This window comes from Streptomyces sp. NPDC003248 (assembly GCF_055563235.1).
Genome location: NZ_JBVHDT010000001.1, coordinates 480,301 through 505,075 on the forward strand (window position 1 = coordinate 480,301; position 24,775 = coordinate 505,075).

General features: G+C 72.6%; 17 protein-coding genes. 12 read left to right on the top strand and 5 right to left on the bottom strand.

What is annotated here, in order from left to right:
* Positions 1–29 precede the first annotated feature (29 nt).
* The gene (locus ACZ3KJ_RS02075) at positions 30–1,979 is read left to right on the top strand and encodes a TIGR03960 family B12-binding radical SAM protein (RefSeq protein WP_467523876.1); all 1,950 of its coding nucleotides are present in this window, start codon (positions 30–32) and stop codon (positions 1,977–1,979) included.
* 71 nt (positions 1,980–2,050) lie between these two features.
* Here ACZ3KJ_RS02075 and ACZ3KJ_RS02080 read toward each other — a convergent pair whose 3' ends face one another.
* The gene (locus ACZ3KJ_RS02080; protein WP_467523877.1) at positions 2,051–2,389 is read right to left on the bottom strand and encodes a hypothetical protein; all 339 of its coding nucleotides are present in this window, start codon (positions 2,387–2,389) and stop codon (positions 2,051–2,053) included.
* A 1,048-nt stretch (positions 2,390–3,437) separates the two neighbouring features.
* On the opposite strand from ACZ3KJ_RS02080, the gene ACZ3KJ_RS02085 reads away from it, so the two are divergent.
* The 8 genes from ACZ3KJ_RS02085 to galE all read left to right on the top strand — a co-directional run bounded on the left by ACZ3KJ_RS02085 (position 3,438) and on the right by galE (position 16,734).
* Positions 3,438–4,505 carry a hypothetical protein gene (locus tag ACZ3KJ_RS02085; protein ID WP_467524791.1) on the top strand — a complete coding sequence of 356 codons (1,068 nt, stop codon included), beginning with the start codon at positions 3,438–3,440 and terminating at the stop codon, positions 4,503–4,505.
* 48 nt (positions 4,506–4,553) lie between these two features.
* Positions 4,554–5,318: a TIGR03936 family radical SAM-associated protein gene (locus ACZ3KJ_RS02090; RefSeq protein ID WP_467523879.1), complete on the top strand. Its 765-nt coding sequence runs from the start codon at positions 4,554–4,556 to the stop codon at positions 5,316–5,318.
* A gap of 273 nt (positions 5,319–5,591) precedes the next feature.
* Entirely contained in the window at positions 5,592–9,971 is a 4,380-nt protein-coding gene (locus ACZ3KJ_RS02095; protein ID WP_467523880.1) for an Rne/Rng family ribonuclease, read from the top strand.
* Between the two features lie 463 nt (positions 9,972–10,434).
* Positions 10,435–11,550: a DegT/DnrJ/EryC1/StrS family aminotransferase gene (locus tag ACZ3KJ_RS02100; protein WP_467523882.1), complete on the top strand. Its 1,116-nt coding sequence runs from the start codon at positions 10,435–10,437 to the stop codon at positions 11,548–11,550.
* On the top strand, positions 11,547–12,566 hold the full coding sequence (locus ACZ3KJ_RS02105) for a Gfo/Idh/MocA family protein (protein ID WP_467523884.1): 1,020 nt from the start codon (positions 11,547–11,549) through the stop codon (positions 12,564–12,566). Before ACZ3KJ_RS02100 ends, ACZ3KJ_RS02105 begins: the two co-directional genes overlap by 4 nt.
* A 110-nt stretch (positions 12,567–12,676) precedes the next feature.
* A complete protein-coding gene (locus ACZ3KJ_RS02110) occupies positions 12,677–14,389 on the top strand; it encodes a glycosyltransferase family 2 protein (protein WP_467523885.1) in 1,713 nt (570 codons plus the stop codon).
* A 9-nt stretch (positions 14,390–14,398) separates the two neighbouring features.
* A complete protein-coding gene (locus ACZ3KJ_RS02115; RefSeq protein ID WP_467523887.1) occupies positions 14,399–15,682 on the top strand; it encodes a nucleotide sugar dehydrogenase in 1,284 nt (427 codons plus the stop codon).
* Positions 15,683–15,765: 83 nt separating this feature from the next.
* Positions 15,766–16,734: a UDP-glucose 4-epimerase GalE gene (gene galE / locus ACZ3KJ_RS02120; protein WP_467523888.1), complete on the top strand. Its 969-nt coding sequence runs from the start codon at positions 15,766–15,768 to the stop codon at positions 16,732–16,734.
* Positions 16,735–16,874: 140 nt separating this feature from the next.
* On the opposite strand, the gene ACZ3KJ_RS02125 is transcribed toward galE, so the two are convergent.
* From ACZ3KJ_RS02125 to ACZ3KJ_RS02140, 4 genes are all read right to left on the bottom strand, one after another.
* Positions 16,875–19,016 carry a glycosyltransferase family protein gene (locus ACZ3KJ_RS02125; protein ID WP_467523890.1) on the bottom strand — a complete coding sequence of 714 codons (2,142 nt, stop codon included), beginning with the start codon at positions 19,014–19,016 and terminating at the stop codon, positions 16,875–16,877.
* Entirely contained in the window at positions 19,013–20,257 is a 1,245-nt protein-coding gene (locus ACZ3KJ_RS02130) for a glycosyltransferase (RefSeq protein WP_389512868.1), read from the bottom strand. Before ACZ3KJ_RS02130 ends, ACZ3KJ_RS02125 begins: the two co-directional genes overlap by 4 nt.
* A gap of 194 nt (positions 20,258–20,451) precedes the next feature.
* Positions 20,452–21,555 (bottom strand): non-hydrolyzing UDP-N-acetylglucosamine 2-epimerase, encoded by a 1,104-nt coding sequence (gene wecB / locus ACZ3KJ_RS02135; RefSeq protein WP_389512330.1) that lies wholly within the window; start codon positions 21,553–21,555, stop codon positions 20,452–20,454.
* A gap of 213 nt (positions 21,556–21,768) precedes the next feature.
* The gene (locus ACZ3KJ_RS02140; RefSeq protein ID WP_467523892.1) at positions 21,769–22,371 is read right to left on the bottom strand and encodes an acyltransferase; all 603 of its coding nucleotides are present in this window, start codon (positions 22,369–22,371) and stop codon (positions 21,769–21,771) included.
* 240 nt (positions 22,372–22,611) lie between these two features.
* On the opposite strand from ACZ3KJ_RS02140, the gene rplU reads away from it, so the two are divergent.
* The 3 genes from rplU to obgE all read left to right on the top strand — a co-directional run bounded on the left by rplU (position 22,612) and on the right by obgE (position 24,775).
* Positions 22,612–22,932: a 50S ribosomal protein L21 gene (rplU, locus tag ACZ3KJ_RS02145; protein WP_004931419.1), complete on the top strand. Its 321-nt coding sequence runs from the start codon at positions 22,612–22,614 to the stop codon at positions 22,930–22,932.
* A 14-nt stretch (positions 22,933–22,946) separates the two neighbouring features.
* Positions 22,947–23,201 carry a 50S ribosomal protein L27 gene (gene rpmA, locus ACZ3KJ_RS02150; protein ID WP_389512324.1) on the top strand — a complete coding sequence of 85 codons (255 nt, stop codon included), beginning with the start codon at positions 22,947–22,949 and terminating at the stop codon, positions 23,199–23,201.
* A gap of 128 nt (positions 23,202–23,329) precedes the next feature.
* Complete coding sequence (obgE, locus tag ACZ3KJ_RS02155; RefSeq protein WP_467523894.1) at positions 23,330–24,775, top strand: GTPase ObgE; 1,446 nt, start codon at positions 23,330–23,332, stop codon at positions 24,773–24,775.

A 24,775-nucleotide genomic window follows, 5' to 3' on the forward strand; every position in this document is an offset into this window, starting at 1 on the left:
CCCCCAGTCAGCTCACGAAGGTTCCCCCGATGTCTGTCGAGTCGGTGTTCCCGCAGCTCGAAGCCCTGCTCCCGCATGTGCAGAAGCCGATCCAGTACGTGGGCGGCGAGCTGAACTCCACCGTCAAGCCCTGGGACGACTGTGACGTCCGCTGGGCCCTGATGTACCCGGACGCGTACGAGGTCGGTCTGCCCAACCAGGGCGTCATGATCCTCTACGAGGTCCTCAACGAGCAGGAGGGCGTCCTCGCCGAGCGCACCTACAGCGTGTGGCCGGACCTGGAGGCGCTGATGCGGGAGCACCGCGTCCCGCAGTTCACGGTGGACAGCCACCGGCCGGTGAAGGCGTTCGACGTGTTCGGCCTGTCCTTCTCCACGGAGCTGGGCTACACCAACATGCTCACGGCCCTGGACCTGGCCGGGATCCCCCTGGAGTCGAAGGACCGGGGGCTCGACGACCCGATCGTGCTGGCCGGCGGGCACGCCGCCTTCAACCCGGAGCCGATCGCCGACTTCATCGACGCGGCGATCATCGGCGACGGCGAGCAGGCCGTGCTCGACATGACGAAGATCATCCGCGAGTGGAAGGCGGAGGGGCGCCCCGGAGGCCGCGAGGAGGTCCTGTTCCGCCTGGCCAGGACGGGATCGGTGTACATCCCGGGGTTCTACGACGTGGAGTACCTCTCCGACGGCCGTATCGCCCGTGTCGTACCGAACAAGTCGGGGGTGCCGTGGCGCGTGTCGAAGCACACCGTCATGGACCTCGACGAGTGGCCGTACCCCAAGCAGCCGCTGGTGCCGCTCGCCGAGACGGTCCACGAGCGCATGTCGGTGGAGATCTTCCGCGGCTGCACCCGCGGCTGCCGGTTCTGCCAGGCGGGCATGATCACCCGCCCGGTGCGCGAGCGCTCCATCACCGGCATCGGCGAGATGGTCGAGAAGGGTCTGAAGGCGACGGGCTTCGAGGAGGTCGGCCTGCTCTCCCTGTCCTCCGCGGACCACTCGGAGATCGGTGACATCGCGAAGGGCCTGGCGGACCGCTACGAGGAGGACAAGATCGGCCTGTCCCTCCCGTCGACCCGGGTGGACGCCTTCAACGTGGACCTGGCGAACGAGCTGACCCGCAACGGCCGCCGCTCGGGCCTGACGTTCGCGCCGGAGGGCGGCAGCGAGCGCATGCGCAAGGTCATCAACAAGATGGTCTCGGAGGAGGACCTGATCCGTACGGTCTCCACCGCGTACGGCAACGGCTGGCGCCAGGTGAAGCTGTACTTCATGTGCGGCCTGCCGACGGAGACCGACGAGGACGTCCTCCAGATCGCCGACATGGCGATGAACGTGATCGCCGAGGGCCGCAAGGTCTCCGGCCAGAACGACATCCGCTGCACGGTCTCGATCGGCGGCTTCGTCCCCAAGCCCCACACCCCGTTCCAGTGGGCGCCGCAGCTCTCCGCCGAGGAGACGGACGCCCGTCTGGAGAAGCTCCGGGACAAGATCCGCGGCGACAAGAAGTACGGCCGTTCGATCGGCTTCCGCTACCACGACGGCAAGCCCGGCATCGTCGAGGGCCTGCTCTCCCGCGGCGACCGCCGGATCGGCGCGGTCATCCGCGCCGTCTACGAGGACGGCGGCCGCTTCGACGGCTGGCGCGAGCACTTCTCCTACGACCGCTGGATGAGCTGCGCGGACAAGGCGCTGGCCGCCTTCGGCGTGGACGTCGACTGGTACACCACCCGTGAGCGCACCTACGAGGAGGTCCTTCCGTGGGACCACCTCGACTCCGGTCTGGACAAGGACTGGCTCTGGGAGGACTGGCAGGACGCCCTCGACGAGACGGAGGTCGAGGACTGCCGCTGGACGCCGTGCTTCGACTGCGGTGTCTGCCCGGCGATGGACACGAGCATTCAGATCGGTCCCACGGGCAAGAAGCTGCTGCCGCTGTCGGTGAAGCAGCCGGCCGGGAGCGGACACTCCCACTGAAGTCCAGCACTGAGCCCCCCTGCCCGACGGGCCGGGGGGCTCAGTGCTCTCGGCGTGGACGTGCTGTGCGCTCAGCTGTTGTCGTCGCCCGGCTGCGGGGAGTTCAGCGGCAGCCAGGCCAGTGCCGGGGGAGCGGGGTCCGGGCAGGTCAGGGTGGCCGGAGTGTTGCTGCTGTGGCTCTCGGTACAGATGATCTCGTAGACCAGGCCCGTGGTGGTGAGGACGTCGATCTTGATGCCCGCGAGGTCCTGGTTCCCCTGGCTGTGCTCGTTGACGGAGACGCCGCAGACCTCGCCGGTGTCGCCGCCGTCCGGGTAGCCCGTCCGGGTGCTGAGGTCGGTCCACCGCAGGGTGTGGTTCTGTCCGGGGCGGACGTCCCGGATCCCGGCGTAGGTGTTGCCGTCGCTCACCGCGGCGCGGACCTCGTAGACCTGCTGGTCCTGGAAGCCGTCGATGTCGGCGCACGGCCCGGTGGCACCCGGCTGCCCCTGTTCGCCCCGAGGGCCCTGTTCTCCCCGAGGACCTTGTTCACCCTGGGGGCCCTGTTCGCCCTGGGCGCCGGGTTCGCCTTGTGGCCCCTGTTCTCCTTGCGCGCCGGGTTCGCCCTGCGGTCCTGCCTCGCCCTGCGGGCCGGTTTCACCCTGGGGACCCGGTTCTCCCTGAGGTCCGGGAGGGCCCGGAGGTCCGGGAGGGCCCGGGGGACCCGCCGGGCCCGGGTCGCCCTTGGGGCCCTGTAGTCCCGTGCACTCCTTGCCGCCGGACGGCGCGGCTTTCGGCGCGGCTTTCGGCCCGGGCCTGCCGGGCTTGCCCGGCCTTCCGGGCTTGCTGGGCTTCCCCTTCCCCGGCTTGCCCGGCTTGCAGGGGTGGTGGTCGTCCGTGGAGGCCTCGGCGGAGGCCGTCAGGTTCCCCGTGCCCGGTGCCGCCGCCGTGGCCGGGCTCATCAGGCCGGCCGCCAGGACCAGCGCGAGCGAGGCGACCGTACCCGCCCTCGCGCACCCGTGCCCGGCCGTCAGTCCCGGACGTGAAGTCGCCGGTCTCCGCCGCGAGATGGTCGTAGGCGTCCTGAAGACAGGACTCATCTGTGTGCTCCTTGCCTCAACCGGTTCGAGTGATGCCCCGAACCCGGATGCGAGCTTGACCGGGACGCGCAGCGTCCAGCCGGTTTCCGGCTCGGAACGCGCCCATTGGTCGACATATCGGACTAATCAGATGGGTGCTGATGGGTGCTGATGGGTGCTGATGGGTGCTGATGGGTGGTCGCCCAGCGGCGGGGGCGCGGGCACGGGGGGGGGCAGGGGCAGGGGCAGGGGCAGGGGCGGGGCGGGAGCGGTCGCGAGCGCTCCCTGTCGTGTGTCGCCAGGCTCGTCGCCGCAGGGCGGTCCGTGGCGTTCCGTGGCGTTCCCCCTGTTCCGCCGCCCGCGCGGGATCCGCGCGGGCGGCTGTGGCGTCTACCCGTACATGGACCTCGACAAGCCGCCCGCCCGACCGCCCGCGCAGCCGCCGTCCGAGGGATGCCTCGTGGTCGCGATCCGGCTGCCCGTGCGGATCGTCGTGCTCGTGCTGGTCGTGCCGGTGCGGATGGCGTGGGACGCCCTCGTCGTCGTCGGCCGCTTCCTGCGGGACACGGTGCTGCGACCCGTCGGCCGGGCCCTGGTGTGGCTGGGCAGGGTCCTGTTCGTCCTGCCGCTCGTCGGCCTGTGGCGGTACGTCGTCGTCCCCGCCGGACGGGCGCTCGGACTGCTCGGGAAGGTGCTGGTCGTCATCCCGCTGGCGGCGTGCCACCGTTACGTCCTCACACCCGTCGGCCACGCCGTCGCATGGCTGGTCCGGGCGGTCGGCGCGGTCGTCGCCCTGCTCTACGCGCGCGTGCTCACCCCGGTCGGCACCGGCCTCGGCACAGCGCTCGTCTGGCTGGCGCGGTACCTGGTCGCCGTCCCCGCCCACGTGGTGTACACGTGGGTGCTCACGCCGGTCGGCCGGGCCATCGCCCGGTGCGCGCGGGGGGTCCTGGGGGTGCTGCGCGCCCTCGTCTCCGGGCTCGGCCAGCTCCTCCACTGGACGGCCCGGATCCTGCTCGTCCTGCCCGCGGTCGCGCTCTGGCGCTGGGTCCTCGCACCCGTCGGCCGGGTCCTCGCCGTCGTGCTGCGGGAGGTGGGGGACGCCATCGGGCACGCCTGGCGGATCGCTGGGCGCGTCTCGCTCGTCGTGGGACGGTTCCTGGCGGCCCTCTTCCGGTGGATCTTCGTGGAGCCGGTGCGCCGGCTGTACCGGACCGTGCTGATCCCGGTGGGGCACGCCGTCCGCGACACCGTCCTGCGCCCGGCGGCCGAGGCCGCCCGCGCCGCGGGCCGGGCCGCCGCCCAGGCCCTGTCCGCCGCCCGGCAGTCCGTGCGGCAGGCGCGCGCGGACGTCCGGCGGATGCTCTTCGGCGAGGCCCCGCAACGGGAAGGCACGGCCCGCGGGGAACCTTCCGCCCGTGGGACACGTACTCTTGGTAGCAGTACGACCGCTCTCACGAAGGACTGAACGACACTGGGCAAGCGACAGCCCGAAGGCCCGCCGCCCGCACCCGCGGTGCAGCGCATCCGACTGCGCTACACCAAGCGCGGCCGCCTCCGGTTCACCAGCCACCGTGACTTCCAGCGCGCCTTCGAGCGCGCGTTGCGCCGTGCCGAGGTGCCGATGGCGTACTCGGCGGGGTTCACACCGCACCCGAAGGTGTCGTACGCCAATGCCGCACCCACCGGCACGGGCAGCGAGGCGGAGTACCTGGAGATCGCGCTCACCGAGGCGCGGGATCCGCAGAAGCTGCGCGAGCTCCTCGACGAGTCGCTGCCCACCGGGCTCGACGTGATCGAGGCGGTCGAGGCCCGCACCACGGGGCTCGCCGACCGGCTCACGGCCTCCGTGTGGGAACTGCGCCTGCCCGGCGTGGACCCCGCGGACGCCGACCGCGCGGTGGCGGCCTTCAACGGGGCCGGCACCGTCGAGGTCCAGCGCCTCACCAAGAACGGCGTCCGCACCTTCGACGCCCGCCCCGCCGTCGTACGGCTGGAAACGCACCTGCCACCGGCTGATAGGCCTATCGACCAGCCCTGTGCGATACTGCGGCTGGTGGTTCGGCACGTGACGCCTGCCGTACGACCCGACGACGTCCTGTCCGGTCTCCGCGCCGTGGCCGACCTGGCGCCGCCGGTCCCCGCAGCGGTGACCAGGCTGGCGCAGGGGCTGTTCGATGAAGAGACCGGCGCGGTGACCGACCCGCTCGCGCCCGACCGCGAGGCAGCCGAGGCCCACTCAACGGCCGAACCGACTGCCGCCGCGAAGGCGTCGGCGTAAGGAAGGTTCCGCACAGGGACGGACGTCGTAGCGCCGCCCTCGTACTCGGGAGCCACCTGGGTCGGGCAGCGCACCGACCAGAAGACTTTCGCCAGGCCGTACGCAACATGGCGTACGGAACCGGCGAGACAAGACACAGAGAGCTCCCGTGCGGCGGCCGCGCCCCGGACGGCGGCACCGCGCACAGCGCGAGCCGCGGACGTCAACGGCGATCGACGAGGTCGATGCCGGACCAGGTGCGGCGCCCGGGAGCCTGACGGGAGACACACCCGCATGCTCGAGCCGACCGAAGCCATCGAGTCCGTGACGGACTCCGCATCGAACAACACCCCCAGCGACACCCTGCCGCCGCGCCGTCGGCGCCGTGCCGCTTCCCGCCCGGCCGGTCCGCCGGCCGCCACCACCGACACCCCGGCCGAGACGGTCGCGCCGGCCATACCGGCCGCCGAGTCCGTCGCCGATCTGGTGACGGACACCAGCGACGAGGCGACGACGGACGAGACCGTCGAGGCCGCTGAGACGGCAGAGGCCGTTGAGACCGGTGCGGCCGTTGTGGCGGAGCCGGTCACAGAGGCGGCGCCCGCGCGTCCGCGTCGTCGTGCCACGCGTCGGGCGTCCGCGCCTGCCGGGGCTCCGGTAGCGGCCGAGGCCGCGGAGACCGTGGTGCCCCCGGTGGCTGCCGAGGCTGCTGAGGCCGTTGAGACTCCCGAGGCCGTTGAGGCCGTCGAGGCCGGTGCGGCCGTTGTGGCGGATCCGGACGTCGAGGCGGCGCCCGCGCGTCCCCGCCGCCGTGCCACGCGTCGGGCGTCCGCGCCTGCCGGGGCTCCGGTAGCGGCCGAGGCCGCGGAGACCGTGGTGCCCGCGGTGGCCGCCGAGGAGCCGGAGCAGGCCGCCGCGTCCGCCGGTGAGCCCGCCGAGAAGACCGTCGAGGAGCCGGTCGCCGAGGCCGCGCCCGCGCGTCCCCGCCGCCGTGCCACCCGCCGGGTCTCCGCGCCCGCCGCCGCGCCGCAGACCGCCGAGGGCGAGACGGAGACCGAGCCCCGGACCGAGGCCGCGCCCGCCGTCGCCGAGCCCGCCGTGAGCGCCGGGACGGAGACCCCCGCCGAGACCCCCGCCGCCGAGGAGGCCGCACCGCGCCGCACCCGCCGTCGGGCCACGCGCCGCGTGTCCACGCCCGCCGAGACCGGTGAGACCGCCGCCGAGACGGCCGAGGCCGGCACCGCTCCCGAGGCCGCCACTGCCCAGCAGCCCGCCGCCGAGCCGGTCGCGGCCCCCGAGGCCACCCAGCCGGTCCGCACCCCCGAGGCCACGGCCCCTGCCGCACCGGCCGACGAGGACGCCGCTCCGCGCCGTGCGCGCCGGCGTGTCGTCCGCAAGGCCGCCGGCGGCTTCTCCGAGCCCGCGCGGCCGGCCGGCGAGGACGCCGACGCGCCGCGGCGCCCGGCACGTCCCGCCGTCGCCGTGTTCCAGCCGCCCGTGTTCACCGAGCCCCGCTTCCAGACACCGCAGCGCGCGGCGGCCGAAGCCGCCGCCGAGGCGGAGGCCGTCGAGCCGGCGGAGGCCGTCGCACCCGCCGAGGCCGCGGCGCCCGCCGCCCCGGTCGTGTCCGTCGAGTCCGCCGAGGAGCTTCCCGAGGAGGCGGCCGGTTCGCGCCGTCGCCGCCGTCGCCGCAGCGCCGGCGCCGGTGACGAGAGCGCCGAGCCCGCGCAGAGCGCCGCCGTGCCCGCCGCCGTGGAGGAGGAGGCGGAGCCGGAGGAGGACGACGAGGCCGCCGAGGACGTCGTCGAGGGCGACGACGAGACCGAGGACGGCGGTTCGCGCCGTCGCCGCCGCCGGGGTGGCCGTCGCCGCCGCCGTGGCGAGTCCGCCGACGGAGAGGCCGGGGACGGCGAGTCCGACGACCTCGCCGCCGAGCAGGCCGCGCAGGACGCCGAGGACACCGCCGAGCAGGAGGAAGAGGACGCCGAGGAGGGACACCTCGACGAAGCGGGCGGCTCCACCGCCGGCAGCCGTCGCCGCCGGCGTCGTCGCCGCCGTGCCGGGGACACCTCCACGGACGGCGAGCCGGGCGAGGGCGACCCCGAGCGGACGGTCGTCAAGGTGCGCGAGCCGCGCAAGGCGAGCGAGCCGTCCGACGAGGTGCAGTCCATCAAGGGCTCGACCCGCCTGGAGGCCAAGAAGCAGCGCCGGCGCGAGGGCCGTGAGCAGGGCCGCCGCCGCGTCCCGATCATCACCGAGGCCGAGTTCCTGGCCCGCCGCGAGGCCGTCGAGCGCGTGATGGTCGTCCGGCAGCACGGCGACCGGACCCAGATCGGCGTCCTGGAGGACGGCGTGCTCGTCGAGCACTACGTCAACAAGGAGCAGTCGACGTCGTACGTCGGCAACGTCTACCTGGGCAAGGTCCAGAACGTCCTGCCGTCGATGGAGGCCGCCTTCATCGACATCGGCAAGGGCCGCAACGCCGTCCTGTACGCCGGCGAGGTCAACTTCGAGGCGCTGGGCATGGCCAACGGGCCGCGCCGCATCGAGTCCGCCCTGAAGTCCGGCCAGTCGGTCCTGGTGCAGGTCACCAAGGACCCGATCGGACACAAGGGCGCCCGGCTGACCAGTCAGGTCTCCCTCCCCGGCCGCTACCTGGTGTACGTGCCCGAGGGCTCGATGACCGGCATCAGCCGCAAGCTGCCCGACACCGAGCGGGCCCGGCTGAAGAGCATCCTCAAGAAGATCGTCCCCGAGGACGCGGGCGTCATCGTGCGCACCGCCGCCGAGGGCGCGAGCGAGGACGAGCTGCGCCGCGACGTCGAGCGGCTCCAGGCGCAGTGGGAGGACATCCGGAAGAAGGCCAAGAGCGGCAACGCACCCACGCTGCTCTACGGCGAGCCGGACATGACCGTCCGGGTCGTGCGCGACATCTTCAACGAGGACTTCACCAAGGTCGTCGTCAGCGGCGACGACGCGTGGTCGACGATCCACGGGTACGTGTCGCACGTCGCGCCGGACCTCGCCCAGCGGCTGTCCCGGTGGACCTCCGAGGTCGACGTCTTCGCCACGTACCGGATCGACGAGCAGCTCGCCAAGGCGCTGGACCGCAAGGTCTGGCTGCCCAGCGGCGGCTCGCTGGTGATCGACCGGACCGAGGCGATGGTCGTCATCGACGTCAACACCGGCAAGTTCACCGGCCAGGGCGGCAACCTGGAGGAGACGGTCACCAGGAACAACCTGGAGGCGGCCGAGGAGATCGTGCGCCAGCTGCGGCTGCGCGACCTCGGCGGCATCATCGTGATCGACTTCATCGACATGGTGCTGGAGTCCAACCGGGACCTGGTGCTGCGGCGCCTGCTGGAGTGCCTGGGCCGGGACCGGACCAAGCACCAGGTCGCCGAGGTGACCTCGCTGGGCCTGGTCCAGATGACCCGCAAGCGGGTCGGGCAGGGGCTGCTGGAGTCCTTCTCCGAGACCTGCGTGCACTGCAACGGCCGCGGTGTCATCGTCCACGTCGACCAGCCGTCCGCCGCCGGCGGCGGGGGCAAGCGCAAGAAGCGCGGCCGCGGCGCGGACGGGCAGGTGCCCGACCACGAGCACGAGGCCGTGGCCGCCGAGACCCCGGTGACCACCGCCGAGGAGACCGAGGCCGAGGCCGAGGTCGCCGCCGAGGCGGCCCCGCCGGTCGCGCTGGAGGCCCCCGACTTCGCGCCCGACGAGGAGCTGTACAGCAGCGTCGCCGAGGCGGAGGCCGCGGCCACGCGCGGTCGCGGCCGTCGCCGGGCGAGCCGTCGGGCGTCCGCCCCGGCGGGTGCGCCGAGGGGCTCCGCCGCGCCGAAGGCCGCCGTGTCCGAGGCTCCGGCGGAGCCGGCCGCGGCGGGTGCCGAGCCGGTTCCCACCGCTCAGGCCGTCACCGCCGAGGAGGAGGCCGAGCGTCCGGTGCAGCTGGCCGAGGCCGTCGCCGCGCAGGCCGAACCGGCCGCCGTCGAGGACCCGGTCGTCGAGGCCCCGGCCGCCGCGGAGGAGGCCGCGCCCAAGGGCCGCACGCGCCGTCGGGCCACCCGCAAGGTGTCCGCTCCGGCCGGCTCCCCCGAGGGGGCCGAGGCCGCCGTCGTGACGGTCGCCGAGACCGCGCCGGCGCAGGCCGGGGCCCCGGCCGAGCCCGCGCCCGAGGCGCAGGCCCCGGCGGAGGCCGTTGCCGAGCCGGCCGCCGAGCCGGTCGCCGAGAGCGCGGCCCCGGCCCGTCCGCGGCGCCGGGCCGTGCGCAAGGCGACGGCGCCCACCGCGTCCGAGGAGACGGCCGTCGTGGTCGTCCCGTCGGCCGCGGCGGACGCTCCGGCACAGGCCGCCGCGGAGTCCCCGGCCGAAGCCCCGGCCGAGGCTCCCGCCCAGGCCCCGGCCGAAGCGGTGACCGAGGCGCCGGCGGCGGAGTCCGCCGAGGAGCCGGCCGAGGCCGTCCCGGCCAAGAAGGCCGCCGCCCGCAAGACGGCCAAGAAGGCCACCGCCAAGAAGGCCGCCACCAAGAAGACCGTGGCCAAGAAGACCGCCACGGCCGCGAAGAAGACGGCAGCCAAGAAGACGACGGCCAAGAAGGCCGCCAAGACGGTGGCGAAGAAGACGGCGGCGGCGCAGCAGAGCGCCCCCTCCGTCTCGGCGGCCACGGAGGACTGACGCTCCCGCCGGCCTCCGGGCCGGTGCGGTGACGGCGGTGCGGTGACGGCGGTGCGGGGAACCCGGTGCGATACCGGGCGACCCGCGCCGCCGCCTGTTTCGCCGCTTGTTACCGAGCGCGTTACCCTGTGTCCTGCTTGTGATGGAGGGCGCCCGCCGAGGGGGTTTCTCTGTGGTAACCCTGGGGAAAGTCACTGTGTCTGTGCTGGTAACGTGAGCGCCGGTCTCGGTGGCCACAGCCATGCGCACCGTGACCACAGCCGAACTGCACGTCCGGTCCTTCAGCCCGGATACGGCTGTCTTCCCGCAAGGAACCCTCGGGGGCGGGGTCCTGTACACAAGTCGTTCGCCCGCCCACAGGCTGCGGTGAACACCCGGGGATGCGGCCGTGCCGGGTTCGACGCGGTCCCTTCCCGATCACGCACGACGCGCCTTCGAGGTCGCCGTAGAGGAGGGGATGTCGATGACCGACGCCCATGAGTTCATACCGGCCGCCAAGCCTGTGATCGGCGAGGAGGAGATCGAGGCCGCGGTGCGCGTGCTGCGCAGCGGCCGGGTCGTCCAGGGTCCCGAGGTGGCCGCCTTCGAGGAGGAGTTCTCGGAGCTGGTCGCCGGGCGGCACTGCGTCGCGGTCAACTCCGGCACCTCCGCGCTGCACCTGGCTCTCATGGCGCTGGGCATCGGTCCGGGCGACGAGGTCATCGTGCCGTCGTTCTCCTTCGCGGCATCCGCCAACGTGGTCCGGCTGGTCGGCGCCGACGTCGTCTTCGCCGACATCGAGGCCGACACCTTCTGTCTGGACCCGGCGGCCTTCGAAGCGGCGATCACCCCGCGCACCGCGGCGGTCATGCCGGTCCACCTGTACGGCCACCCGGCCGCGATGGACCGGATCATGGCGATCGCCGCGCAGCACGGGCTCGCCGTCGTCGAGGACGCCTGCCAGGCCCACGCGGCGGCGCAGCACGGCACGCCGGTCGGCGCCTTCGGCGCCGCGGGCACCTTCAGCTTCTACCCGACCAAGAACATGCACAGCCTCGAGGGCGGCATGATCAGCACGGCCGACGCGGAGGTCGCCCGGACCCTGCGCCTGCTGCGCAACCAGGGCATGGAGCAGCGCTACGCCAACGAGATCGTCGGCGCCAACGTGCGCATGACGGACGTCTCCGCCGCGATCGGCCGGGTGCAGCGGACCAAGGTCGAGGGCTGGACCGAGCAGCGCATCGCCAACGCCGCCTACCTCACCGAGCACATCACCGCGCCGAACGTGGTGACGCCGAAGCCGGCCGAGGGCGCCCGCCACGTGTACCACCAGTACACCGTGCGCATCCGGGGCGGCCGCGAGGCGGCCATGGCGAAGCTGACCGAGGCGGGCATCGGCAACGCCGTGTACTACCCGACCCCGATCCACCGGCTCAAGCCGTTCTGGGAGCCGGACCAGAAGGCCGGCCGCACCTGGGACCTGCCGGAGACGGAGCGCGCGGCCGCCGAGGTCGTGTCCCTGCCGGTCCACCCCGCCCTCACCCAGCAGGACCTGGACCGCATCGTCACCGCCGTGAACGCGCTGGGAGAGCACCTGTGAGCAAGCCGCTGCGGGCCGGACTCGTCGGCCTCGGTTCGATGGGGCGTCACCACGCCCGTGTGCTGTCCGGTCTGGACGGCGTCGAGCTGGTCGGCGTCGTCGACCCGATGGGCGACACGTTCGGCGCCGCGCAGGGCGCCCCCGTCCTGGACACCGTCCGGGAGCTGATCGCCCTCGGCATCGACTACGCCGTCGTGGCCTGCCCGACCCACCTGCACGAGGAGGTCGGTCTGGCGCTCGCCGAGGCCGGCGTCTGCGCGCTGATCGAGAAGCCGGTCGCCGACACCGTCGAGGGAGCCCGCCGGCTCGTCGATGCGTTCGAGTCGCGGGGCCTGGTGGCCGGCGTCGGCCACATCGAGCGGTGCAACCCGGCGCTGCGCTCACTGCGCGCCCGCCTGGAGGCCGGCGAGCTCGGCGACGTCTACCAGGTCGTCACCCGCCGCCAGGGCCCGTTCCCGCACCGGATCGCCGACGTCGGCGTGGTCAAGGACCTGGCCACGCACGACATCGACCTGACGGGCTGGGTGACGGGCCGCCAGTACGTGTCCATCGCCGCGCACACCGTCTCCAAGAGCGGCCGCCCGCACGAGGACATGGTCTCCGCGGTCGGCCGCCTGGACGACGGCACCATGGTCAACCACCTGGTCAACTGGCTGAGCCCGCTCAAGGAGCGGTTCACGTCCGTCACCGGTGAGCGCGGCTGCTTCATCGCCGACACCCTCACCGCCGACCTGACGTTCCACTCCAACGCGGCGGTGACGACCGAGTGGGAGGCCCTGCGCGCCTTCCGCGGTGTCTCCGAAGGTGACATGATCCGCTACGCCATCCCGAAGCGGGAGCCGCTGCTCGTCGAGCACGAGCTGTTCCGGGACGCCGTGCTCGGCAAGGACGCCGACATCTGCACCCTGCGCCAGGGCATGCGGACCGTCGAGGTCGCGGCCGCGGTGCTGCTGTCGGCGACGGAGAACCGCAGCGTGTCCCTTCAGCCGGAGGACCTGGCCGTCCATGGCAGCTGAGCGTCACCCGCGGGGGGAACGGCACGCGCTCGGCGGGACTCCTATGTTCTGTGAGACCTTCCCCGCAGGACCCAGCCGGCCGTCGGCTGTCGGACACCAGGAGCCGGAGAATGAGTGCTGCGCCTGACGTCAGCGTCATCGTTGCCGTCTACAACACGATGCCCTACCTGACGGAGTGCCTGAACTCCCTCCTCGGGCAGAGCATCGGCCGGGACCGGCTGGAGGTCGTCGCCGTCGACGACGGCTCCACCGACGACAGCGGCCGCGAACTCGACCGGTTCGCGGCGCTGTACCCGGACACCGTCAAGGTGATCCACCAGCCCAACTCCGGCGGCCCCGCCGCGCCCAGCAACCGGGCGCTGGAGGTGGCCACGGGCCGGTACGTGTACTTCATCGGCTCCGACGACTACCTCGGCGAGGAAGCCCTGGAGCGCATGGTGAAGTGCGCCGACAGGAACGAGTCGGACGTCGTCGTCGGCAAGATGGTCGGCACCAACGGCCGCTACGTCCACCAGGTGCTCTACAAGGAGAACACCGCCGACATCAGCCTGTACGACTCCGCGCTGCCGTTCACCCTGGCCAACACCAAGCTGTTCCGGCGCGAGCTGGTCGAGAAGCACAAGCTGCGCTTCCCCGAGCACATGCCCGTGGGCAGCGACCAGCCGTTCACCATCGAGGCGTGCGTCCGCGCCCGGCGGATCTCGGTGGTGGCCGACTACACCTGCTACTACGCGGTCAAGCGCGGCGACGCCAGCAACATCACCTACCGCGCCGACCACCTGGCGCGGCTGCGGTGCGCGGCCGAGATCATGGACTTCACGGCCGGTCTCATCGAGGCGGGCCCCGACCGTGACGCCGTGCTGCGCCGGCACTTCACGTGGGAACTGGCCAAGCTCGTCCAGGACGACTTCCCCGGCCTGGACCGCGCGTTGCAGCGGCAGATCTGCGCGGGCATCGCGCGGCTCGCCGACAGCTACTTCACCGACGGCATCCGCGACGCGATGGACGTCAAGCGCCGGGTGCGCATCGCGCTGGCGCACGCCGGGGCGATCGACGAGCTGTGCGAGGCCGTCACCTCCGAGAAGGAGCACGGGGCACCGCCGTTCGTCGCCGAGGGCGAGCGCGCCTACGCCCGCTACCCGGGCTTCCGCGACCCGGGCACCGGTGTGTCCGACCGCGTCTACGAGCTGGTGGGGGAGTCGGTCCCGGGCCGGCTCGCGAAGGGCACCGAACTGCTCGCCTCCGGCTGGGAGCAGCAGGGCGACGGGCTCGCCTATACGGCGTCCGTACGGGTGCCCGTCGTCGGTGACGTCGAGCGCGCGGGCGTGGTGCTGCGGCTCGTCAAGGGCGCCATGCCCAAGTCGGCCGACAAGCCCGGCGCGCGCCGGCTGAAGGCCGGGCAGGTCCTGGCGCCGGCCGTGGGCGAGATGCGGGTGGAGCCCGCCGAGGACGGCGCGGGCAGCGTGCTGCACGCCCGCGTCCCGCTGAAGCAGGTCACCGCCAAACGCGGGGTACGGGTCTACCTGGACCTCGCCGGGCGGACGTACGAGATCCCGGTGCGCGGCGAGGGACTGCCCATGCCGCTGGCGCGCCTGTGGGGACCGGAGACGGACCTGTACCGTGCGTCGGCGCTGGTGAACGACAAGGGGCGTGTGGTCATCGACACGGCCCAGCTGCACCCCCAGAAGAGGACACTGGTGCGGCGGGCGCTCGGGCGCCTGTTCGGGAAACTGAAGTCCGGTGCCGTCCGCGTGAAGCGGGGCGGCGCCAAGAAGTCCGAGCCGAACGGTGCCAAGAAGCCGGCCGGTTCCCAAAGGAAGTAGCGACCCTCCATGAACATCTGTGTAGTAGCGCTCGGCAAGATCGGGCTCCCGCTGGCGGTGCAGTTCGCCTCCAAGGGCCACCGGGTCATCGGCGCGGACGTCAACGAGAAGGTCGTCGAGCTGGTCAACGCCGGTGTCGAGCCGTTCCCCGGCGAGGACGACCTCGACGTCAAGCTCAAGCAGGCCGTCGACGCCGGGCTGCTGACGGCGACGACGGACACCGCGGCCGCGGTCGCCGACTCCGAGGCCGTCGTCGTGGTCGTCCCGCTGTTCGTCGACGCCGAGGGCACGCCGGACTTCGGCTGGATGGACTCCGCGACGAAGGCGATCGCCCAGGGCCTCAAGCCGGGCACGCTCGTGTCGTACGAGACCACCCTGCCGGTCGGCACCACCCGCACCCGCTGGGCTCCGATGCTGGCCGAGGGCTCCGGCCTGACCGCGGGCGAGGACTTCCACCTGGTGTTCTCCCCCGAGCGCGTCCTCACCGGCCGGGTCTTCGCCGACCTGCGCCGCTACCCGAAGCTGGTCGGCGGCATCGACGAGGCGTCGACGGCCCGCGGCGTGGAGTTCTACGAGCAGGTCCTCGACTTCGACGAGCGTGACGACCTGCCGCGGCCGAACGGCGTGTGGGACCTCGGCACCGCCGAGGCCTCCGAGCTGGCCAAGCTGGCCGAGACCACCTACCGGGACGTCAACATCGGCCTGGCCAACCAGTTCGCGCGGTTCGCCGACGACAACGGCATCGACGTCAAGAAGGTCATCGAGGCCTGCAACTCGCAGCCCTACAGCCACATCCACCAGCCGGGCATCGCCGTCGGCGGCCACTGCATCCCGATCTACCCGCGGATGTACCTGTGGAACGACCCGGCGGCGACCGTCGTGCGCTCCGCCCGTGAGGCGAACGCCGCGATGCCCGAGTACGCCGTCGACCTGCTGGCCGCCGCCTACGGCGACCTGACCGGCGTCAACGTGCTCGTGCTGGGTGCCGCCTACCGCGGCGGCGTCAAGGAGACCGCCTTCTCCGGCGTCTTCCCGACCGTCGAGGCGCTGAAGGCGCGCGGCGCGGTGCCGTTCGTCTCCGACCCGATGTACACGGACGAGGAGCTGGCCGCGCACGGCCTCACCCCGCACGCGGGCGAGAAGGTCACCGCCGCCGTCCTCCAGGCCGACCACGCCGAGTACCGCACCCTGACCCCGGCCGACCTGCCGGACGTCACCGTCCTCGTCGACGGCCGCCGCACGACCGACCCGGAGGCCTGGAAGGGCGTCCGCCGGGTCGTCATCGGCGGCTGAGGACGCTCACCCAGTCACGCGGACAACCTCGTGGCCCCGCCCCCGCACCCCGGGGCGGGGCCCCGGTGCAGGAAGGGTTCTTCATGACCTGGCTGATCACGGGCGGGGCCGGCTACATCGGCTCCCATGTGGTGAAGGCGATGATCGACGCCGGTGAGTCCGTCGTCGTCCTCGACGACCTGAGCACGGGTCGGGCCGAGCGGCTCCCGGACGGTGTCGTGCTGGAGACCGGCACGGTCCTCGACCGCGGGACCGTCGACCGGGTGCTGCGCGAGCACGCCGTCACCGGCATCGTGCACATCGCGGGCAAGAAGCAGGTGGCCGAGTCCGTCGACCGGCCGCTCTACTACTACCGCGAGAACGTGGAGGGCCTGCGCGTCCTGCTCGACGCGGCCGCCGGCGCGGGCGTCGGCCGGTTCCTGTTCTCCTCGTCCGCCGCCGTGTACGGCATGCCCGACGTCGACCTCGTCACCGAGAAGACGCCGTGCACGCCCATCAACCCGTACGGCGAGACCAAGCTGGCCGGCGAGTGGCTGGTGGCCGCGGTCGGCGCCCGGCACGGCATGGCGACGGCCTCGCTGCGCTACTTCAACGTCGCGGGCGCCGCCACGCCCGAGCTGGGCGACGACGGCGTCTTCAACCTCGTCCCCATGGTGTTCGAGCGCATCGACGCCGGTGAGTCGCCGCTGATCTTCGGCGACGACTACGCCACCCCCGACGGCACCTGCGTCCGCGACTACATCCACGTCGAGGACATCGCCACCGCGCACGTCGCGGCCGCGCGCCGGCTCGCCGCCGACCCGCAGGCCCGGCTGGTCCTCAACATCGGGCGCGGTGAGGGCGTCTCGGTCGCGGAGATGGTCGGCATCATCCAGGACGTCACCGGCCTCACCGGCATGACGCCGCAGGTGCGGGGGCGCCGCCCGGGCGACCCGGCGCGGGTGGTGGCCTCCGGCGACCTGATCCGTACGGAACTCGGCTGGAGCGCCCGGCGGGACGTGCGGGAGATGGTGGAGTCGGCGTGGGCGGGGTGGCGGCTGCGGCACCCGTGACGCCACCCGCGGCACGCCACCCGTGCGAAACGCCCGCCGGGTGACGCCACCCGCGCGGCACGTCACCGCCTGACGAGGAAGGGCCCCCGGAATCCGGGGGCCCTTCCTCGTCACGTCTCGGCCGTCGGGCCTCGCCGGGCTCAGCCCTGCTCGAGGAACAGCTTCTCGAAGTGCTTGCGCACCACGGGCCAGTCCCACACCGTCAGCGCGTGCTCGGTGGCCTGCTCGCCGGCGGCGCGCCAGGCCTCCTCGGTGGCCGTGAGCTTCAGGATCCGCTCGGCCGCCTCCGCGGGGGAGGCCACGACCCAGCCCTCGGGGTAGAGGGTGCGGGCGCTGTTGGGCTTGCCCGCGTAGAACGGCCAGTCGCGCGCGACGGGGACGGCACCGCTGGCGGCGCCCTCCATCAGACCGACGTGGCAGCCCTCGCGCACCGAGGAGCTGAGGATCGTCCCGATCTCGACCAGCTTCGACGGGACGTCGTCCGTGGGACCGAGCTTCACGACCGCGCCGGACTCCTCCAGCGGGGCGATCAGCCGGTCGAACTCGCGCCGGTACTCGCGGGTGGCCTGGCTGGTCTTCGGGTCCATGTCGCCGCCGACCAGGATCAGCCGGTAGCGCTCGTCGTGCTTGCGGACCCGCTGGAGGACGTCCACGGCCCACTTGGGGTCCTTGGCGACCTGGCTGATGCCGATCAGCCCCAGGTTGAACCGGGCCTCGGCGGGCTTGGGCCGGTCGAAGCCGGACAGGTCCATGGCGTTGTCCAGGACGTGGAAACGCGGGGCCTGCTCGCCGCGGAGCACCGGCACGAGCGAGGTGGTGAGGTCCTGCACGTGGGGCGCGACGAACACCATGTCGTCGATCCGGGAGAAGTCCGTCATGTGCGGCCAGCGCGTGAACGCCTCGTAGCTGTGCAGCCGCACGACGATCCGGGTGTCGCCCGGGTCGATCGTGGTGAGCATGCCGGCCGGGCCCGCCGCCCACTCCAGGAACACCGTGTCCGCCCAGTCGAGGTAGGGGCGCATCAGGCGCTCCACCTCTTCCTGGTAGGAGCTCGTACCGTCCGACAGACGGTCCTCGATCATCCTCGGGGCCGCCCAGGAGATCCGCTTGAGGTGCTTGTTCGAGGCGAGGTCCAGGTAGCGCAGCTCGACGCCGGGGTGGTCGGCGAAGTGCTCCCGGATGAGGTGCAGGAAGTTGTCGTTGGCGCTCGTCGCCAGCAGCAGCCGCAGCGGGCGGTCGGTGGGCACGGGCGCCGCGGGCACCTTGCGGCCGCGGGGCCGGCTCAGCGCCTGGAACGCCGTGGAGCGGTGCAGCGGGGCGACGAACCCCTCGGCGTCCTTGGCCAGCGGCGACGACAGCTGGTCGATGTGCAGCACCCGGTGGAAGTCCAGGAACAGCGCACGGTTCAGCGCCTCGGCCGCCTCGCCGATGCTCCCCTTGGCGAACTCCGCGTCCGCGTGGGCGAGATGGGCGCCGACCGCCTTGCCGATGATGCGCGGGCTGATGCCCTTGCGGATCTCCTGCATGGCGCCCTCGTAGTAGAGGTCCGCCCGCAGCTTCGGGTCCGGGATGCGCGCGGCGGCGTCCGCGAGGGTCAGCGCGGCACCGCTGGTGCGGCCCGCCCACTGCATGCCCTCGGCGACGTACCGCGAGGTCGCGGCGCGCACCTTGACGGGCATGCCGGGCGCGGTCACGGCGGAGCGCCACAGCCGGGCGCCGACGCCGGAGCGCATCACGGTGCGCGGGGTGGCCGCCCGCACCAGCTGGGCGGGCAGTTCGCCGACACCGCGGCGCACATCGCGGGCGACGGCGTGCAGCGGCGGCAGGACGGAGGAGCGGGCCGCGGCGCCGCCCTTGTCCTTCAGCTCCTCGACGGCCTTCAGCGCGGGCGCGAGCCCGAACTTGGCGGCGGCGCCGCGGTTGTACTCGGCCAGCCGCCACACCGTGTACACGGAGCCGGCGTCCAGGGCGACGAGCACGTCGGCCTTGCGGGCCCGGGAGCGCAGCCACGAGTCGCGGCCGATCTGCATCCACACGCGCAGGCCGCGCGGCGACTTGCCGGCCCGGCGGCGCAGCGCCTGGCTGCGGTGCTTGAGGCTGCGCGGCAGCTGGTGCACACCGGCCAGCCCGACCTTGGCGATCTCCTCGGGAACGCCCTCGACCTCCAGGTGGAAGGCGCCCGCCAGGTGCACGCGCGCCCCCAGGGCCTCGAACGTGCGCACCGCGGAGGCCAGGACGCCGAGCTGCGGCCGGTCGGCGGCGACGAGCAGGACTTCGGTCACGGGGCGAGCTCCTCGACGAGGTTCTTGACGGCGACGGACATCAGCGCCTCACGAGTGAACTGGTCGGCGTGGGCCATCGCCTCGGCGTGCTCGGCGTCGGTCGTCTCCACCGCCATGTGCGCGGCCCGGATGAACGACTCGGTCAGGCCCTCCTCGTCGAGGCCGGGAGCGCCCGTCCACAGCGGGTGGCCCTTCAACACGTTGGAGGCGTCGTGCTCGACGGCGTGCGCCGACACGATCGGCAGGCCCGTCGCCATGTACTCGTACACCTTGCCGGAGGTGACGTACCGGCCGCCGATCAGGATCAGCACCATGGCGTCCCAGCCGGCGTAGATCGAGGAGACCTCGGCCTTGGCGGCGGGGCCGCCGTAGAAGACGCCGTCGGGCTCGGCGTCCTTGAGGACCTCGGCGTGCCGGTTCGCCCCGCGGCTGGCGCCGTTGCCGAGGTGGCCGCGGATCTCGAAGCGCGCGTTGGCCAGCAGCGGTTCCTTCTCGCGGGCCGCGCGCCAGGCGTTCAGCACCACTTCCAGGTGCGGGATGGTGAAGTTGACGGTGCCGAGGTAGCCGAAGACCAGACCGGACTCGCGGTCCGCCTTGTGCACCCGGCCCGGCGAGCTGTCGGCGTCGTAGCCGTTGCGCACGACGTGCACGCGGTCGGCGAACTCCGGGTAGCGCTTGCGGTAGTGCTCGGCGATCGGGTCGTTGACGACCCACAGGGACACCGCGTGGTCGAGGATCCTCTGCTCCCAGCGGCCCTCCTCGGAGTCGCGGGAGAACGCCTCGACGCCGTCGATGACGTCGATGGACCAGCCGTCGCGGAAGTCCACCGCGTACGGCACCTTCGCGTCCTCCCACAGCTTCCAGGCCGCGGCGAGGTTGACGTACGGCACGCAGCTGGCGAGCAGCAGGTCGGCCGGCCGCTCCCGGTGGATGCGCAGGACGGCCTGCTCCAGGTCGCCGCGCCACTCACCGAAGTTGGGCTCCGGGAAGGCCGCGGTCTGGCGGCGGCGGAGCTGGGCGACCCAGCCGTTGGGGTCGAGGGCGCGCGCCTCGTCGTAGAGGCGGATGTCCGTCTCCAGGTCCTCGCGCGACAGCGGCAGTTCGACGATGTTCACCCGGGGGTCGACCTGCTCCAGCAGGGAGAGGTCGATGCCGGAGTCGAGTTCCCAGGACTCCCGGGCGATGTTGACGACCGTGACGTCCCAGCCGGCCTTCACGAACTGGTTGGCGGTCTCGCGCATCCGGTACGTGGAGCTCTTGGCGGCCGGAGGGAAGCCGATCGCGAGATAGATGACGTGGGGCCGCCTGCCTTCCGCAGACGGACCGGACGTGGGAGACGATGACATAGCAGTTGACGCTAGCACGCTGACGTGCGCGGACTGTGGGTCGCTTGTGGCCGTCCGCGGGGCGGACGGCCACGACCCCCGGTGCCGCGTCAGGCGGGCCGGCTGCCCCCCTTCCACTCCTCCATGAGCCGGACGACGTTCTGCGCCGCGCGGCCGTCGCCGTAGGGGGTGCCGGGGTCGGCGGTCGGCACGGGACGGGTCACCGTCTCGGCCCACTCCTGCGGCGACAGCGTGTGCGGGTCGGGTACAAGGACGTTCCAACCGGTGTGCACGGTTTCCACCCACTCCGTCTCGGGGCGGATGGTGGTGCAGATGCGCTCCAGCAGGAACGCCTCCTTCTGGAGCCCGCCCGAGTCGGTGACCACGCCGACGGAGGCGAGCACGGCGGCGACCAGGCTCGCGTACGGCAGCGGGCGGCCGACGTGGAGGTTGCCCTGGGCCAGGTCGATGCCGTGCTCCTCGGCGCGGGCGACCAGACGGGGGTGCGCGGCCAGCGCCACCGGCACCGGCAGCTTGGCGAGCGAGCCGACGATCGCGGCGAGCCGCTCGGGGTCGTCGGTGTTGTCCGGGCGGTGCAGGGTCGCCAGCAGGAACGGCTCGGCCGGGTCGATGCCCTCGGGCAGCTCCGGCGCCGGGAACTCGCCGGCCCGCACCTGGTCGCGGATGCGCAGGCAGATGTCGACCATGACGTCGCCGGCCAGGCGGGTGCGCTCGGCGAGGCCCTCGCCCGCCAGGTGGCGCACGGCCTCCTCGGTCGGGGCCAGCAGCAGGTCGGCGCAGTGGTCGGTCAGCACGCGGTTGTGCTCCTCCGGCATCCGCCGGTTGAAGGAGCGCAGGCCGGCCTCCAGGTGCGCGACCGGCAGGTGCATCTTCACGGCGGACAGGGCGCCGGCGATGGTGGAGTTGGTGTCGCCGTACACCAGGACCCAGTCGGGCCGCTCCCGCTCCAGCACCGGGTCCAGCGCGGACAGCACGGCACCGGTCTGCACCCCGTGGCTGCCGGAGCCGACGCCGAGGTGGACGTCGGGGTCGGGGATGCCGAGGCCGGAGAAGAAGACGTCGGAGAGGTCGGCGTCGTAGTGCTGCCCGGTGTGCACGATCACGTGCTCGTGCTCAGTCTCCGCGAAGGCCGCCGCGATGGGGGCGAGCTTCACCAGTTGGGGTCGGGCTCCGACGATGCTGATGACTTTCACTGAGCACTCTTCTTCTCGGTCGGGCTTTTGGTAGGGGAATGGTAGGCAACGGGCGACCCCCGGCAGGCCCTCGGCCGGGCCGGCACGGGGTCGCCCGGCACTGTTCATGCCGCGTTCACGCCGTGGTCAGCGGCGCGGGGACGACGGTCCGGGGTCGACGCATAACGGTTTCGTGAATCTTGTGCCCGTGATCCGGGCGGCGAGCGGGACGGATCACGCGGAGCGCTCGACGAGCACCCCGTCCTTCTCCTCGTACAGGGCGCCGCTCTGCGGGCACTCCCACACGCCCGGCTCGCCCTCGCGCGCGACCAGCCGGACGCCGGCGCGGCCGACCCAGCCCACCTGACGGGCCGGCACGCCGAGGACCAGGGCGAAGTCGGGCACGTCCTTCGTCACCACGGCTCCCGCGGCGACCATCGCCCAGCGTCCGATGGTGAGCGGCGCGACGCACACCGAGCGCGCCCCGATCGACGCCCCGTCGGAGATGCGCACGCCGACGGCCTCCCAGTCGCCGCCGCGCTTCTGGTTGCCCTCGGGGTCGACGGAGCGCGGGTTGTGGTCGTTGGTGAGGACCACGGCGGGGCCGATGAAGACGCCGTCGCCGAGCTCGGCCGGCTCGTAGACGAGGGCGTAGTTCTGAAGCTTGCAGTTGTCGCCCATGCGGACCCCCGAGCCGACGTACGCGCCGCGGCCGATCACGCAGCCCTCCCCGAGGCGGGCACCCTCCCGGATCTGCGCGAGGTCCCAGACGCTGCTCCCGGCGCCGATCTCGGCGCTCGCGTCGACCTGGGCGCTGGGCTGGACCCTGTAATTCACTTCTTCGCCTTCCGCAGTACGGCTTCGCCCCGCGAGCATACGGGCCGGGGGCGACCCGGCCCGGTTTGACCCCTGTACACCGGCCCCGTAACCTTGACCGTCGGCGTGTCCACAGACGTGCCACATCCCCGTAAACCTCTTCCTCCCGAGTCGCCTCGGTGGCCGGGAGAGGCCGCCCGTGTTCTCGCCCGGGTGGCTGGCCTGCGGGGATGCCGTTCTCCGAGCGAAAGAGAGATCCGCGTGTACGCCATCGTGCGCAGCGGTGGCCGCCAGCACAAGGTTGCTGTCGGTGACATCGTTGAGGTTGACAAGATTTCCACCGCCAAGGTTGGCGACACGGTCGAGCTCTCGACCCTGCTCGTTGTCGACGGCGACGCTGTGACCAGCGACCCGTGGGTGCTGGCCGGCATCAAGGTCCAGGCCGAGGTCGTGGACCACCACAAGGGCCAGAAGATCGACATTCTGCGCTACAAGAACAAGACCGGCTACCGCCGTCGTCAGGGCCACCGCCAGCAGTACACGGCGATCAAGGTCACTGAGATCCCCGCGGCTGCGAAGTAAGGGACTGAGGAGACATGGCACACAAGAAGGGCGCATCGTCCACCCGGAACGGTCGCGACTCCAACGCCCAGCGGCTCGGCGTGAAGCGCTTCGGCGGTCAGGTCGTCAACGCGGGTGAGATCCTGGTCCGCCAGCGTGGCACCCACTTCCACCCGGGCTCCGGCGTGGGCCGCGGCGGCGACGACACGCTGTTCGCGCTCCAGGCCGGTTCGGTGGAGTTCGGCACCCACCGTGGCCGCAAGGTCGTGAACATCGTTCCGGTCGCCTGACCTCAGGCTTTCCGCGAACGTTTCGCGAGGCGGACCTCACTTCCCATCCGGGAAGGCGGGTCCGCCTTTCGCGTGTTACGCAGTAGTCAGAACCGTACGTATCACCGAAGTGCTGGAGGCACCCCACCATGACCACCTTCGTGGACCGCGTCGAACTGCACGTCGCCGCGGGTAACGGAGGCCACGGCTGTGCCTCCGTCCACCGTGAGAAGTTCAAGCCGCTCGGCGGTCCCGACGGCGGCAACGGGGGGCGCGGCGGCGATGTGATCCTCACCGTCGACCAGTCCGTGACCACGCTGCTCGAATACCACCACTCCCCGCACCGCAAGGCCACCAACGGCAAGCCGGGCGAGGGCGGCAACCGCTCCGGCAAGGACGGGCAGGACCTCGTCCTCCCGGTGCCGGACGGCACCGTCGTCCTGGACAAGGCGGGCAACGTGCTGGCCGACCTCGTCGGGCACGGCACCTCCTTCGTCGCCGCCCAGGGCGGGCGGGGCGGCCTCGGCAACGCGGCCCTCGCGTCCGCGCGCCGCAAGGCGCCCGGGTTCGCGCTGCTCGGCGAGCCCGGCGACCTGCACGACATCGTGCTGGAGCTGAAGACCGTCGCCGACGTGGCGCTGGTCGGCTACCCGAGCGCCGGCAAGTCGTCCCTGATCTCCGTGCTCTCCGCCGCCAAGCCGAAGATCGCCGACTATCCGTTCACCACCCTCGTGCCCAACCTGGGCGTGGTGACCGCCGGATCGACCGTCTACACCATCGCCGACGTCCCCGGTCTCATCCCGGGCGCCAGCCAGGGCCGGGGGCTGGGCCTGGAGTTCCTGCGGCACGTCGAGCGGTGCAGCGTGCTCGTGCACGTGCTGGACACGGCCACCCTCGAATCCGACCGCGACCCCGCCAGCGACCTCGACGTCATCGAGGCGGAGCTGCGCGAGTACGGAGGGCTCGGCGACCGTCCCCGCATCGTCGTCCTGAACAAGATCGACGTCCCGGACGGCAAGGACCTCGCGGAGATGGTCCGCCCCGATCTGGAGGCCCGCGGCTACCGCGTCTTCGAGGTGTCCGCGGTCGCGCACACGGGGCTCAAGGAGCTGTCGTTCGCCCTCGCCGACCTCGTCGGCCGGGCCCGCGCGGCCAAGCCCAAGGAGGAGGCCACGCGGATCGTCATCCGGCCCAAGGCCGTGGACGACGCGGGCTTCACCGTCACGCGCGAGGAGATCGACGGGGAGCTGCTGTTCCGCGTCCGGGGCGAGAAGCCCGAACGCTGGGTGCGGCAGACCGACTTCAACAACGACGAGGCCGTCGGCTACCTCGCCGACCGGCTCAACCGCCTCGGCGTGGAGGACGAGTTGATGAAGGCGGGGGCCCGGTCCGGCGACGGTGTCGCCATCGGGCCCGAGGAGAACGCCGTCGTCTTCGACTGGGAGCCGTCGGTGACGGCCGGCGCCGAGATGCTCGGCCGCCGTGGTGAGGACCACCGCTTCGAGGCCCCGCGGCCCGCGGCCCAGCGCCGCCGCGACCGCCAGGCCGAACGCGACGATGCGGCCGAGGAGTTCGAGGGCTTCGAGCCCTTCTGA

Coding starts and splice junctions, on each gene's coding strand:
- ACZ3KJ_RS02075 (WP_467523876.1), top strand. CDS start 30: ATGTCTGTCGAGTCGGTGTTCCCGCAGCTCGAAGCCCTGCTCCCGCAT.
- ACZ3KJ_RS02085 (WP_467524791.1), top strand. CDS start 3,438: ATGGACCTCGACAAGCCGCCCGCCCGACCGCCCGCGCAGCCGCCGTCC.
- ACZ3KJ_RS02095 (WP_467523880.1), top strand. CDS start 5,592: ATGCTCGAGCCGACCGAAGCCATCGAGTCCGTGACGGACTCCGCATCG.
- ACZ3KJ_RS02100 (WP_467523882.1), top strand. CDS start 10,435: ATGACCGACGCCCATGAGTTCATACCGGCCGCCAAGCCTGTGATCGGC.
- ACZ3KJ_RS02110 (WP_467523885.1), top strand. CDS start 12,677: ATGAGTGCTGCGCCTGACGTCAGCGTCATCGTTGCCGTCTACAACACG.
- ACZ3KJ_RS02115 (WP_467523887.1), top strand. CDS start 14,399: ATGAACATCTGTGTAGTAGCGCTCGGCAAGATCGGGCTCCCGCTGGCG.
- galE (WP_467523888.1), top strand. CDS start 15,766: ATGACCTGGCTGATCACGGGCGGGGCCGGCTACATCGGCTCCCATGTG.
- ACZ3KJ_RS02130 (WP_389512868.1), bottom strand. CDS start 20,257: ATGCGCGAGACCGCCAACCAGTTCGTGAAGGCCGGCTGGGACGTCACG.
- rpmA (WP_389512324.1), top strand. CDS start 22,947: ATGGCACACAAGAAGGGCGCATCGTCCACCCGGAACGGTCGCGACTCC.
- obgE (WP_467523894.1), top strand. CDS start 23,330: ATGACCACCTTCGTGGACCGCGTCGAACTGCACGTCGCCGCGGGTAAC.